This window comes from Bacteroides sp. MSSM.1001136sp1_RTP21357st2_D2_RTP21359_211015, assembly GCF_040913205.1.
Lineage (GTDB): Bacteria > Bacteroidota > Bacteroidia > Bacteroidales > Bacteroidaceae > Bacteroides > Bacteroides ovatus.
Window position 1 is genome coordinate 46,428 of sequence record NZ_JBDFVF010000011.1, and the last position, 13,935, is coordinate 60,362.

General features: G+C 43.4%; 10 protein-coding genes. All 10 read right to left on the reverse strand.

Annotated elements, in window-relative coordinates:
- Positions 1 to 59 precede the first annotated feature (59 nt).
- On the reverse strand, positions 60 to 1,352 hold the full coding sequence (locus AB5217_RS09180; protein WP_032843282.1) for a sensor histidine kinase: 1,293 nt from the start codon (positions 1,350 to 1,352) through the stop codon (positions 60 to 62).
- A gap of 54 nt (positions 1,353 to 1,406) precedes the next feature.
- Positions 1,407 to 2,756 (reverse strand): sigma-54-dependent transcriptional regulator, encoded by a 1,350-nt coding sequence (locus AB5217_RS09185; RefSeq protein WP_032843281.1) that lies wholly within the window; start codon positions 2,754 to 2,756, stop codon positions 1,407 to 1,409.
- Positions 2,757 to 3,057: 301 nt separating this feature from the next.
- Entirely contained in the window at positions 3,058 to 4,536 is a 1,479-nt protein-coding gene (locus tag AB5217_RS09190; RefSeq protein ID WP_004326575.1) for a TolC family protein, read from the reverse strand.
- 129 nt (positions 4,537 to 4,665) lie between these two features.
- Entirely contained in the window at positions 4,666 to 7,275 is a 2,610-nt protein-coding gene (locus AB5217_RS09195) for a PAS domain-containing sensor histidine kinase (protein ID WP_032843280.1), read from the reverse strand.
- Positions 7,276 to 7,359: 84 nt separating this feature from the next.
- The gene (locus AB5217_RS09200; RefSeq protein WP_032843279.1) at positions 7,360 to 8,613 is read right to left on the reverse strand and encodes an ABC transporter permease; all 1,254 of its coding nucleotides are present in this window, start codon (positions 8,611 to 8,613) and stop codon (positions 7,360 to 7,362) included.
- Between the two features lie 29 nt (positions 8,614 to 8,642).
- Entirely contained in the window at positions 8,643 to 9,932 is a 1,290-nt protein-coding gene (locus AB5217_RS09205; RefSeq protein ID WP_070782841.1) for an ABC transporter permease, read from the reverse strand.
- A gap of 32 nt (positions 9,933 to 9,964) precedes the next feature.
- Positions 9,965 to 11,233 (reverse strand): ABC transporter permease, encoded by a 1,269-nt coding sequence (locus AB5217_RS09210; RefSeq protein WP_195647137.1) that lies wholly within the window; start codon positions 11,231 to 11,233, stop codon positions 9,965 to 9,967.
- A gap of 1 nt (position 11,234) precedes the next feature.
- Entirely contained in the window at positions 11,235 to 12,512 is a 1,278-nt protein-coding gene (locus AB5217_RS09215) for an ABC transporter permease (RefSeq protein WP_368112708.1), read from the reverse strand.
- A 56-nt stretch (positions 12,513 to 12,568) separates the two neighbouring features.
- Positions 12,569 to 13,195: a GIN domain-containing protein gene (locus tag AB5217_RS09220; RefSeq protein ID WP_004326571.1), complete on the reverse strand. Its 627-nt coding sequence runs from the start codon at positions 13,193 to 13,195 to the stop codon at positions 12,569 to 12,571.
- Positions 13,196 to 13,262: 67 nt separating this feature from the next.
- On the reverse strand, positions 13,263 to 13,928 hold the full coding sequence (locus AB5217_RS09225; protein WP_004300704.1) for an ABC transporter ATP-binding protein: 666 nt from the start codon (positions 13,926 to 13,928) through the stop codon (positions 13,263 to 13,265).
- Positions 13,929 to 13,935 lie beyond the last annotated feature (7 nt).

Here is a 13,935-nt window from a genome sequence, read left to right on the forward strand (position 1 = left end):
AGTGATTTCAAGACAAAAAAAGGTCTATTTGACGGAAGAAATGTTCTTATTTGACACAATTAGGGGAAAGTAATACGGAATCGGGTCAGTCCGTCGGCATAGGTTCGCAAAGAGAATGTGCACCCATGACGCATCAGTACTTCGCGAATAAAGATGAGTCCGATTCCCTGACCGTTCGGTTTGGTAGAGAAGAAAGGACTGAACAGTTTAGCTTCTGTTTCTTTGCTGATTCCCTGACCGTTATCTATCACTTCAACAGTGGCCGGAGCGAGGGTGCGGACTATTATTTCCCCATCGGCTTCAATGCTTTCCGCTGCATTTTTGATGATATTTACGAGTACTTGCTCAAACAAAGCGGCATCCAGCATCACATCTTTCAGACTTTCGTCTATTTCCATGCGGAGTGTAATGCGACGGTCATTACACATTCCTTCCATAAACCGCTTGCAGGTGAAAACCAAATCATTCAGATTGACAGAAGAGAGTGTCGGTTCGGGGATTTTCACCACATCGGCAAAACGGGTGATGAAACGACTCATCGAGAAACAACGGTCGGTACATACACGCATCACGTCGCAGATGTCTTCCATTCCTTCTTCGCAGGAAAGGGCTTGTTCTACCGTATCCAGTGTGGAAGTAATGCCGGCAGTCGTGTTGTTCACTTCGTGGGCAATCATGCGAATCACTTTCTCGTATGCTTTCTTTTCCGCTTTCATCACTTCGTCGGTGAGGGTTTCTACCAAGTAGAAGGGATGCTGAAATCCACGATCAATGAAAGAAGAATGAGTACACCGGTAGATATTCGAGTCGTTCAGACGGACGGTTACCTTCTCTCCTTTCGGGAGGTTGGCTAATTCCACCGCTAACGGAGAATCAATCTCTTTCATCTTCTTGCCTTGTACGTCTTCCAAACGAACACCCAGCATTTTCAAAGCCATCGGATTCAATTCCGAAAGGTCTTCATCAAGGGAAGTTATAATCACTCCCATTGGAGAAGCTTTAATCAGCAAATCGAGAAAATTATTCTGTTCACGCAGGCGGAGACGTTCATTCTTTAGCTGTTCCATCATGCGGTTGAAGATATTCACCACACGATCGGCCTCATATTGGCCTACAGGGCTAAGACGGCTACTGAAATCCTGCTCACGCAACAGTTCCATACCGCTTCCGATTGTATTCAACGGCTTCACAATCTTACGATAGAAAAAGGTCAGATAAATGAGGATGAAAAGTATCAGCCCCTCCCCTATGTAGAAAAAGATTGTATTCAGTTGACTGGAAAGGAACAGCAATACACTACCTAATGCCAGCAGCAGAAAGACTAGTATGTAAAAGAATCCTTTTATACGCACGTTATCTGTGGTTAACGGTTAATCTTAATATTATTAGGCACGTGCCTAAATTTATCACATTGTTATATTATATTTTTCGAGACGACGATAGAGTGCTGCACGGCTGATACCCAATGCCGTAGCTACCTGACTCAAATTTCCTTTGTAACGGTCCAACGCCTGGAGAATGGTCTGGCGTTCTATTTCATCCAAAGTCATACCGACCAGAGCTGCGCCTTCGGTCACTCTTGCGTCATCGTGGCGAATATACTGCGCATCAAAGTCGGAAGCATCAAGCAGCGGTTTACCACTTACCAAAATGGTACGTTCCACCAAGTTCTTCAATTCACGAATATTCCCCGGATAGGGCAAACGGCTCAAGAATTGCAGGGCATCGGCAGAGAACTCCGTACGGGGCAATCCGTTGGTTACCGCCTGACGGTCGGCAAAATGACGTGCCAGCAAGGGAATATCTTCACGACGTTCGCGCAAGGCCGGCAGTTTCACTGTTATCAGATTGATACGATAGAAGAGGTCTTCACGAAAAGTACGTTCGCCTACCATTTTGCGCAAATCGGCATTGGTGGCTGATACTACCCGGATATCCGTCTTGCGCGGACGGCTGTCGCCGAGCACTTCAAATGTCTGATCCTGCAATACACGCAGTAACTTCACCTGGCACGAAGGGTCGAGATCACCTATTTCATCCAGGAAAATCGTCCCTTTATTTGCCATTTCAAAACGTCCGATACGGTCTGCGGAAGCATCGGTAAAAGCTCCTTTCTTGTGCCCGAACATTTCACTTTCGAACAGGCTTTGGGAGATACCTCCAAGATTCACTTTCACAAAGGGATGTTTGGCACGCTGACTGTTGATATGAATGGCCTCGGCTATCAATTCCTTACCTGTCCCGCTTTCCCCTGTAATGAGGACAGAGGCATTGGTCTTTGCTATGCGGGCAATCGTATTCAACACATCCATCAATCCCTGGCTACGCCCGATGATGTGGCTGCGGTCGAAAGAATCGCTCTGTTCCTGCGTTGTTTCCTGTGGAGTGCCCGAAAGTTGGAGTGCCGTTTCGATGCGTTGCAACAAGGCGGCATTATTCCAGGGCTTCGTTATGAAATCAAAAGCTCCTGCCTGCATTCCTTGCACGGCAAGTTGGATACTTCCCCAAGCAGTCATCAATATCACCGGTGTTTCGGGACGGAATATTTTTACTTGTTTGAGTAGGGTCAAACCCTCCTCACCCGTTGTAGAAAGAGTGAAGTTCATATCCATCAGGATTAAATCCGGAGCTACGGAACGTACTACTTCCATAGCTTCCCGCGGACCGGGAACGGTCTGTGCTTCATATCCTGCCCGCTTCAACATGAAGCTAAGCGAAGAACGCACTGCACTGTCGTCATCAATTATCAGAATCATAGTTAAAATTGCAAGATTCCTCTACCAAGAAAACTTCTTCTGTTTTTTCAATCTTCCAAGAAGAAGTATTTCTTTTTTTATTTCTTTCTTTATTTATAATGGGGGATGAATTTTTCTGTATTATTTACGTATTTTTCATTTCCCGAGTGTTAAAATCGAGTTTCAAAGGTACTATAAATAGTTCGTAATACCAAATGAATCAGGCATAAATACGCAATAGTCTGTTTGCAGACTTGAAAAACTTTTCCCATAATCTCCGGCAAGTTCCTCCATAAGATTCAAAAGCTTTTTCCTCCCCTTTCTATTGCCGGATGATTTCATCAAAATCAGCTTCAAGTTCGGTATTGGTACGAAAATCCCATAGTGTCAGACTGCGAATCTGATAATAATAATACCAATAATAATAAAGTTCGGAAATATGTTTCTGTCTCGCATCATCTTTAGAGTTCTGCGCATCATTCAAATCCAAGGTATTGATTTTACCTATCAGGAAAGTTTCAATACTTGTTTTATATCGTTGCTGGGCTATCGCATCGGCTTCTTTGGCTATGTCCAATTGCTGTGCCTGATTATTGAAATGCTCCACCAACAGAAAAATATCCTGGTTGAAGTTTATCTGTTCCTGACGAATTTTTGAAAGCACTACATCCCGGTTACTCTTGGCTACCCGGACTTTCCCACGGCGTTTTCCCCAATCGAGAATCGGAATCTTAACGCCTACCTGAACAATCTGATTGTCCTGCAAGTTCCTGTAAACGGCCGGAAAATTCCGGTTCTCACCCGTATACCCTACGCTTGCAAACAAATCGACACTACGCAAATTTCCGCGTGCAGTAGCTACTTCATAATCGGCTTCCAACTGGCGGCGACGGATATTCTGTGCAAAAGAATTACGTTCCAATGCTTTATTTAACACCTGATTGTACTCCATCCTCGGGCCATCCACAGCTTCGGGAAGAACCGGGTTTAGTACTTCATCCTCTCCTACTCCCAAAAAGGCACGGAGCTGGAACATCTTGGCATTGAGATCACTCTCTGCTTCCGTCAATGCAGCCTTCGCATTCAAAGCGGAGAGCTTCAACTGCAAGAGTTCATTCTCGGAAATCTGCCCCATTTTGCGTTTGGCAAGGGCTACTTCATAAAGGTGGTCGGCGTTTGTCTGGTTCTGTTTCGCCGTGCCAAGATTTTCTTTTGCCAACAAAAGATTAAAGTAATAAGTGATGGCACGCATCGTCACTTCTTCGGTAGCAGTGATAAAAGCTGCTTTCGCTTCGGCATAACGAACCGGTTCGATGCGTCTGTTCCACTTTATATTATTGACTCCAAAGATGGGTTGTGTAAGTTGTAATGTGACAGGAACCGACATAAAATGACGGTCTCCTCCGGCTCCCAATTGCTTGATATAGTCGAGAGAGGAAGTCAGCGAAAGTTTACCACCGGTAAGCCAGATGTTTTGATCGATAGAAAGATCACCGGTAAGCCCCAATGTGTTATTACGGACGAAACCGTAAGAACCGTCCGAATTTTGATAGGAACTATATGATTTGTTATAATTGGGCAGGGTTCCGGTCAAGTTGACTTCCGGCAGAAGATCGGCACGAAAGGTACGAAATTCCCAATAGGCCGTTTTCAATTCATTCAAGGCAACAGCAGCGTCAACAGATTGAATACGCGCCATAGCAATAGCTTCATTCAAGGTTATTTCCCTTTCCTTCTGTGCCGACAATGCCAACGGCAGGCAAACGGCAGCAAGAGCAAACAATATACTTTTCTTTTTCATTATGCACAGTATTTTCCACTATGAGAGAATCAAACGATGTGCCAAAAAAGTAAAGTTTTTATTATCAACAGATTAGAAAATAAGAAAAGTGTCCATTTTCGGACACTATGCCCAAAAGTGAACGTTCGATTATTCGCAGTAGTTAGGAAGGCGCACAGTGAAACGAGTGCCTTTACCTACTTCGGAGGTGACGGAGATGGTACCATTCAGACGTTCGATGATGGTCTGACAAATACTTAATCCCAAACCTGCTCCTTGGGTGAAATTATCGACTTTATAGAATCGTTCGAATATATGACGGATACCTTCTTCAGAAATACCGACTCCGGTATCCTCCACAAAGATGCGGGTGTAGCCGGGAACCTCATCATCTTCATAGCCGAAAGTAATGAAACCGCTGCTCGTAAATTTAGCAGCGTTATTTATCAGATTATTCACGACTTGCTGCAAGCGTACATTATCTGTCGTAAGATATTTCTTATCACTTTCGGGCATACGCAACACCAGTTCTACTCCCGGTGGCATATTCAAGCGTTGAGAATCATGGACGGTCTTTAATAACAGCGGCAGGTTATGCTCGGCGAACATAAATTCCATGGTTCCCGATTCGATACGTGACAAATCAAGAATATCATTAATCAAAGCCAGTAACAGGCCGCAATTCTTATTAATGGTTCCGATAAACTGGGCAATCTCTTCGCTTGTAAAACCACTCGTATCGCTTAGCAAATCGGAGAAACCTACAATCGCATTCAACGGAGTCCGAATCTCGTGACTCATGTTGGCAAGGAACGCCGATTTCAGTTTGTCAGCCTGGAGGGCTTTATCACGAGCCTCTCTCATCTCCTGCTCGGCAGTCTTATATCGCTGGATACTCTGGCAAACACCTAATATATTGTACAATGAATCTTGTGTCAATCCCGTGATTACGGAAGAACGATATTCCCACCATTCATACTCTCCGTTGACATTCCGCTGACGGAAATTCAGACGGGTATTAGAATCTTCTCCTGTCAATGCTCTATTAAATAACGGACTTATTTCCTTCAAATCATCAGGATAGATAGTGCGATCCATTTCATCACGGGAGATGGTAGTAACCGATTCATCGTATCCAAGACGTTTCAAGAAACCTTGCGGGAAAATGAAACAGTTGGTTTCCATATCAAACTGCCACGGATAGATGGAGCTTTCGTCTACTGCCATATCAAAGAAACGCTTCTGCATTTCTTCATTCGAAATATTCCGTGCGGAAAGTGCCATACCGGTAATCGTATCCTTTGAACGGATCGGGACTATTTCCCCCGACACCGGGAAGTATTTATCACTATGCACTTCTTTCATGAAAGCTCCCTGGGGTATCTTCACACTTTCTCCTTTTGAAGCTACCTGCTTCAGCATAGAATGAAGAATATCCTGACCGTTATAATATATCTTGAAGATGCTGCCTGCCATCATTCCTTCATAAAAACGGCCCCCTGACTCATACGGCAAATGCAGCATTTGCAATAAGGAGCGGTTTGTGAAATGAATGTGCAAATCGGTATCATACGTTATCACACCATCACGGATGGAATGAAATACATTATCAAACTCATTACGCTGTTCCACAAGTTTATTCTGCACGAGCAGACGAGTCTGTGCCTGAATCCGTCGTTTGGACTCACGCCGGTTGGCACGCATCAACCACACGATAGAAGCTATCAGCAACGCCAGGATAGACGGATAGAGCAGTATAAAAAGATATTTATATTTTTCCCAATACGGTTCGTTGACGATGGTTCCGCTAGAGGATACTTTATCAGGGTCAATATGAAAATAATCCAACTGTTTATAGTCATAGATGAATCCCTGCGTGATTTCTGTCACTCCTATTTCTTGGGGAGATGTACCTTTTAAGACTAAAGCAGCCCTTTGAGCTGCCGATAATGCTGAAGCATAACTATCGGAATCGTATGCACAGAATACGCCATTAGTTAACCCCACATTCTGACTCGAAAATACGGGAGCTTTTGAGTTTTTGCCAACGAATGAAAGGAAAGGCGACCATTTAGGAGCAACCACCAGACGTTCGTAGCTGTTACGAGGGTAACAAATAGCAGCAATGATGTGACTCGTTGTATGATTTTGGGTATTATAGACTTTCATTCTATAATCCGGATTGTCTTTTTGAAAGATTTTCCACTCTTCTTCAAAATCTTCAAGGCCTTTGTTACTCAAAAAGCTGTTATCTATCACACATACCACTTCTTTCCGCTGGGGAAATATCTTTTGCGCCTGACGCAATATGACATCAAAATCCGGATTGGCAGTGAACCCGCAAACATTGGGATGAGTAGCAATCAGCTCCATATCAGGATACTTAATGCCGAAAAACACGACCGGTATCTGCAAAGGCAACGAATCTCCACAGGCAAAAAGAGTATAGAAAGCTTCATCACTTGCTGTTATAATCAAATCGGTCTGCCTGTCACGAGCACGCTGACAAAAACGACGCATAATTACTTTCTCGGAGTTGAATGCCCAAAAATCGGCATCAAGATACTCCGTTGTTATATTCACCTTCAGGCCACTTTCTTTAAATCCTTTGACCAACCCCTGATTAAGGTCGCTATGCCAAGGAGTCTGTGAGGTGTATGACTGTATAAACAGGATATTGTATGTACGTTCCGCTGCTGCCGCCTGAATAAGAACAGCAAAAAACAGAACGATAAGCAAACAATAGTAGCGTCGATTCATATAATTAAAGCCTGCGGTGTTTTCAATATTATGCCGACAAAGATACGTTAATTATATTGAAAACAAACAGATAGCCCAAGTTTTTTATTCTTCGCGCAACGCCTCGGCAGGGTGTATGCGAATTACCTGACGAGCAGGAAACCAAATGCCAACGAGAATCATTAAAGTCATCAAGAAATAGGTAATGGCACATGTGATAAGAAAACGTACCACTCCCCATTCCAGATATCCTTCCGTCAAATCCAGGTAGCCGATATTATAACATATCACAGCAGCAGGCAAAGCGGCCAGCGTTAACAGTAATAATCCTTCTTTATTCAGCCGTTGCCAAAGCTGTATCCGGCTAGACCCAACCGCTATACGAAGCGCCGATTCAGCACGACGGTGCTGTGTACGGAACCAGAATGTGCCAACAATACCTAACAGGATATTGAGCAGTAAGAATCCCATCATCCAGAAACGTACCTGTACCTGATTATAGCTCTCTTGCTGGAAATCATTCCGTATATCTTCATAATCATGCACTTTCAAGATGAATAAGTTGCCGACACTCAACTGGTTGACAGACAATTTCATCAAATGTTCCGCAAAGTCTCTGGAAGTCCCCGGTTTCACCCGCAGACAAACTTCTACACTCGAAGGATAAAGTTCATCGTCAAGTTCGACCATTATCTTTTCAGGAAGTTCAATGGCTACATACCGATCACTGTAGTTAGGCCAGAAGTCATTGTAACGCACCTTCTTCGAAACTCCCCCTATCTTGTACACTTTCGTAGAATCATCCACATCGACCATTTCTTTACCCAACAGCGTACGATCGCCTTTATAATCTTTGGGCAAGAAATTTTCACCAACAACGACATTGCCATTCCTTAAAGCTTGCACCAACGGCTGATAACCACGCCCATCAGCACTTTGATAACGAAAGACCTGAAAAAAGTCAGGGGTTACCGAACGCCGTAGCGGATTACTAACTAATGTATCGATACGTAACATACTACCGGAGTTACTCCCGATATAGGGACGCGCATTATTGGATATTGAAACGGCCTCCACTTCCGGCAATCTCCGGAGACGATTGGTCAACTCGATAATATCTTGTCCTAAAGATGTACTCTTTTGCTCTTTCGAAAGATAGGAATTACTCTTGTCGTTTTTCAGGCTTAGTTCCAAATAATACGTATCGGTAATATCAAATCCTACCGGTTCGTAATAAGTACGCGCTGTCACATACGTCCAGTCGACCACATACCACAGGACCACAAAAACAATTAATAGTTCTGACCACAACCATCCGTTTGACCGGCGCTCGTTCCATATTTGTTTTAATAGTTGCATTTTCTTTAGAATTTAGATGAGTTGAAGAATTATCTTTCGTTGATGGCATCCACAATATTGGTGCGAGTTACTCTCCATGCCGGAATGGCGGCACTTAGCAAATTGAGTAGGAAGCAAGCCAGAAATGCCAGCAGGAATACGGTAGGATCGAACAGTAAGTCAACACACATGGTCCGCAAATCCTCCACACCATTGGATACAAAGTCTACGGAGAAAAGCATTCCTCCCAAAAGGAAAGCGGCGACATAACTTAATACAAGTCCGAGAATTCCTCCGAACAGGGAATAAAGCATGTTTTCGGATAGTACCTGCATCATAAGCTCCCGTCTGGGGGCACCAAAGGCTTTTCGCACTCCTATTTCGGAGATACGCTTACGCATGCGTGACAAAGTAAGTCCGGACAAGTTGACGGCAGGAACAATCAATAAGACAAGTAATGTCAGTATGTATTGCCGTACTGCTTCTTTCACAGCAGGAAGATTGTTGGCGGAATAGCGTTGCGCGGCTACGAAATAAGTATCAGGCTGTCCGCGATAGAGTAAATCGAAATTGGGATGCCCTGCCATAAAGATAGCCCGCAAGCGGTCAGCCTCCTGACGAATAGCCGGAAAATCGTCTTTTGATTTAGCCAGTATATAGACGGCAGTCATACCCATGATATTGTCATCGCCCCAAGTGGCTGTGAAGGCACTTGTTGAACTCAAAGGAATCCAAACTTGTGCATAGGCGTACTTCGCCAGTTTAGAGACCGGACGTACCACTCCGCAAACAATATAAGCCGAATGATTCAGAAGGAATGTCTTTCCAACCACTTCTGACGTTCCGAACAAACGGCGAGCCATATCTTCGGAAATCACAGCTTTTGCTGCTCCGGCATCAAAATCGGCATTATCATACGGTTTACCGGATAGAAACTCAAATTCAAATATTTTCCAGAAAGCATCGTCTGTTTGCAACACACTACAACTTTCCATCTCACCTGCCGGTTTAGCAGCCAGCATTGTTTCCTGCCAGATATTGGTTATGGAAACAACTTCGGGAATTGTCATTGCTTTGAAACAAGCCTTTGCCGTATTGTATCCGATAGGGCCATTGCTTTGCCAATTCACGTTGGACTTACTTTGAAGTCCGGCAAACCGGAAAATAAGCATCCGGTCACGATGGGTTTCCGGTGCAAAGGGAGCAATAGTCGCACGTAAAGTAATCACAATTACCATTATCATAGCAATAGCCAAAGCTGTACCAATAATAGAAATAGAAGAAAGCAGTTTATTTTCTCCCAACAGATGGAATGCTTGTTTAAAATAGAGTTTTATCATGATCGTTACCAGTATAAAGTTCAGTATATTTCTTACTCGTCTCTTAGTGCTTCGGCCGGTTGCACTTTCATTGATTGCAGAGCCGGATACAACACGCCAAGAATAATCATTATCGCCATCAAGAGATATGTCAGTAAAATGGCTATCAGGAAACGGGGTACTGTAAATGCCATTTGTGATATATCCACCAGTTCAGTATATCCAATATTGAATGCAATCAATACGGCAGGAAGAGCCGACATGCTTAACAGTAACAAACTTTCCGTAATCAAACGATAGAATATGTTTTTCCGGTTAGCTCCCATTGCCATGCGTAAAGCAACTTCTCCCCGGCGTTGCTGGGTACGGAACCAGAAAGTGCCGATCACTCCCAGAAAGATATTCAACAACAGGAAAAAGAGAATACAGAACTGGGTACGTAATTCATTATCATTGTCTATCTCACTGGCTGTCCGGACTTTGCTTAATGGAGTGACATCAAGTATATAAACATTCCCTACCTGATAGATACGGTCGGCATCATTCATAAGACGTTCCACAAAGCCATCGTCTACACCTTCGCGGACACGCAGACTTAATTCGAGATAGGCTACGTTTTCGACTGTTTCCATTTGTTCGTCAGAAAGGTAAGTGCCGATATAGGTTCCGGTAAAAGGTTTTCCGGCAATGTTATAATGATCGTAGCGAACGGGCTCTGTTAAAGCTGCAATACGAAAGTTGGTATCACTCATGCGAACTTCTTTACCCAAAAGGTCTTTTCCGTGGAAAGTAGCATCCGGATAATAGTCTGCAACATCGACAGGAACGATTATTGTATTTTTCTCCAGAGCTTTCACCAGACTTTCATGACCGGAACCATCGATATTCCGGAAACGAAACACCTTATAATATTCAGGAGTCGTCCAACGATCCATCGTACTTATCCAAACCGTGTCGTTATCCGGAAAACGGAAACTCGCTCCACTGCACCCTTCATTGTATGGAATACTGTTTTGAGAGATACAGACAGATTCAACTTCCGGATGACGGGACAAACGTCCGGCTATTTCCCTTAAAGCAGTCATATCATCCTTAACAGTCAGCTCCGGATTGAAATCGGTAGATTTATCGGTAAGACGGTTCATACGTAATACATACGTATTTTCTATATTAAAGCCCATTGGCTGATAATAGATATGCAAAGTGACATAAACCAAATCAACGATATACCACAATACGACAAACACCAACAATAGCTCAATCCATAGAAAAGCATTGCTCCGGCGCTCATTATATATTTGTTTCAATAACTGTTTCATCATTTCATCTTTGGTTTATTGCATCTACAATGTTCATTCTCGACACTCTCCAAGCCGGAATTCCGGCACTCAATAGATTTAATAACAGGCAGAAACAGAATGCAACGAGAAACGTCAACGGACTGAACAGCATATCAGTGGAAAGAGAAGTTTCCCCGGCAAGACCTGCATTCTCACTGTTATCAAAAAGGAATGAGTTTAACAGGAAAGTAGCTGAATAGCTCAATATCAGTCCCAGTACTCCCGCAAGCAGTGTCAATATCAGATTCTCCCAGAATACCTGTCGGAACAATTCGTTGGCAGTAGCACCGAATGCTTTCCGGACACCGATTTCCGTCATACGCTTCCGCATGCGGGATAAAGTCATACTACTTAGGTTGATAGCTGGAACCAAGAGGAGAATCACAATGATAAGAATGAATCGCCTGACAATGTGTTTCATATCCAAGTCTGTCCCCCAATGGCGGTAAAGGTAGGCAAATTGAGTATCCGGCTGACCACGATAAATCAATTCCATATCCTTCAGCTTACTATTGTAGACCTGACGATATTTTTCGACTTCAGCACGAATAGCCGGAAAATCGTCGGACGAACGTGCAAGGATGACCGCCCGCATAGGTCCCATCAGATTTTCTCTCCACGAGAAAGAAGCCAAATCTGTTGATGTATAGGGAATCCAGATCTGTGCATAAGAAGCTGTCGCCAACTTTGATACGTCTTTCACTACTCCTGTAATGGTATAATCCGCTTTATTTAATTGGATGGTACGCCCTACCACGTCAGTTGTACCGAACAGGTGGCGTGCCACACTGGCAGAAACCACTGCCTTGGACAGCCCACTCTCAAAATCGGCTTTCGTATATGGTTTGCCACACAAGAATTCAAAGCAAAAGACTTGCCAGAACGCTTCATCCGTTTCCATTTCATCTACACTCATCCTGCCTCCTCCGGGAAGAGAAGCACGCATCTTATTATTAACGGAAGTAATGGTAACCGCTTCAGGTATTGTCAACGTCTTAAAGCATTCACGGGCAGTCGTGACGGACATCTGGCTGCTGGCAGCATTATTGTGTTGCTCTTTATGCCGGGACGTCATTGCCTTGACATACAATGATCGTGAACGGTTAACTTCCGGCACGCAGTCTTTTATCCGTATCTGCAATGTCAGCACGATCACCATTATCATGCAAATAGCCAAAGCTGTACCTACCATACAGACAATACTAATAAGCCGGTTCTCTTTCAACTGGTAAAGAGCTTGCTTTATGTATTGCTTCCACATCTTCTTATTCTTTTTTTGATTTGATTCTACAGGAGTTCACAGAAGAATGTTCTACATTAGAAATTCCAACCTTTCTTTGTTACGTCTTTACACTTCAGGTTTTTGGAGTTGATTTTACCAACGCCATCCCGCTTAAAGAAAGCTGCATCCGCTTTACCGGATACAGTGATATTTCCTACTCCATCCACTTTAGCTTTGATAGTGCTGCAATCAACATTCAACTTCATATTGCCTACTCCGTCAACATCTAGTTTCAACTCATCGCAATATAGACTTTTCACGTTACAGTTGCCTACTCCATCAAGTTCGAAAGCTATATTTTTAAGTTTTAGTTCTTCTTTTGCATCGAAGTTCCCTACTCCATCAATTTTCACTTTACTCAAATCGGGAGCAGTAATATAGCAAATAAGGTTCTTGATATTCCTCGCATTCCTATCTTTATACGAGATAACCAAAGTTCCGTTTTTCACTGTCACCCTTGTTTTTTCTACAAATTCAGAAGGACCTTCCAAACGGCAGGAGCATCCTGCCGATTGAGTAAAAATAATATTCCCGACAGATTGCAGGTTTATGGCAGAAAACTCGTCTACATTATAATCTTTACTCACATTTTGTGCCGATAGCGAACAGAAAGCAACACTTAACAGGACAGCTATCGCAACGATGAAAATATTCTTTGTCATGATGATTTTTAATTTAGAGATACATTAATCAATTTTTCCATTTAGTTCTAATCGTAAGAGGCCGTTTCTATTGTACCTGGCGTCCATCGAAGAAACGAATAGTGCGCGAAGTCTGCTTCGCCTGTTCTTCATTATGGGTAACCATCACGATAGTACGTCCGTCTTCCTTATTCAACCGATGAAGCAGTTCCATTACTTCAGCTCCCATCTTTGAATCCAGGTTACCGGTCGGCTCATCGGCAAGGATTATTTCGGGATTACCAATAATCGCACGGGCAATAGCTACACGTTGGCACTGCCCACCGGAAAGTTGTGTAGGAAAATGTCTCATACGATGGCTTAATCCTACTTTTTCCAATACCTCTTGTGCCAACCGTTTTCGTTCACTACCAGCCATACGTCGATAAAGCAAGGGGAGTTCTACATTATCCATCACATTCAACGAATTAATCAAATGAAAAGACTGAAATACAAAACCGAGCGTTTTATTACGAAAAACCGCCAGTTCCTTGTCTTTCATTCCTTCGGTACGTATTCCGTTGATTTCCACCATTCCCATTGTAGGTGCATCAAGCAATCCCATTATGTTCAGCAGGGTGGATTTTCCGCATCCGGAAGGTCCCATTATACTTAGAAATTCTCCACGTTCTACCGTCAGATTCACATTCTCCAATGCTACCGTCTCAATCTCGTCCGTACGATAAATCTTAGAAAGAGAGTTCAATGTTATCATAACTTCT

Excerpts from the sequence above, each read along its gene's own strand:
- AB5217_RS09225 (WP_004300704.1), bottom strand. The coding sequence starts at position 13,928 with ATGATAACATTGAACTCTCTTTCTAAGATTTATCGTACGGACGAGATT.
- AB5217_RS09190 (WP_004326575.1), bottom strand. The coding sequence starts at position 4,536 with ATGAAAAAGAAAAGTATATTGTTTGCTCTTGCTGCCGTTTGCCTGCCG.
- AB5217_RS09210 (WP_195647137.1), bottom strand. The coding sequence starts at position 11,233 with ATGATGAAACAGTTATTGAAACAAATATATAATGAGCGCCGGAGCAAT.
- AB5217_RS09200 (WP_032843279.1), bottom strand. The coding sequence starts at position 8,613 with ATGCAACTATTAAAACAAATATGGAACGAGCGCCGGTCAAACGGATGG.
- AB5217_RS09205 (WP_070782841.1), bottom strand. The coding sequence starts at position 9,932 with ATGATAAAACTCTATTTTAAACAAGCATTCCATCTGTTGGGAGAAAAT.
- AB5217_RS09185 (WP_032843281.1), bottom strand. The coding sequence starts at position 2,756 with ATGATTCTGATAATTGATGACGACAGTGCAGTGCGTTCTTCGCTTAGC.
- AB5217_RS09215 (WP_368112708.1), bottom strand. The coding sequence starts at position 12,512 with ATGTGGAAGCAATACATAAAGCAAGCTCTTTACCAGTTGAAAGAGAAC.
- AB5217_RS09220 (WP_004326571.1), bottom strand. The coding sequence starts at position 13,195 with ATGACAAAGAATATTTTCATCGTTGCGATAGCTGTCCTGTTAAGTGTT.
- AB5217_RS09195 (WP_032843280.1), bottom strand. The coding sequence starts at position 7,275 with ATGAATCGACGCTACTATTGTTTGCTTATCGTTCTGTTTTTTGCTGTT.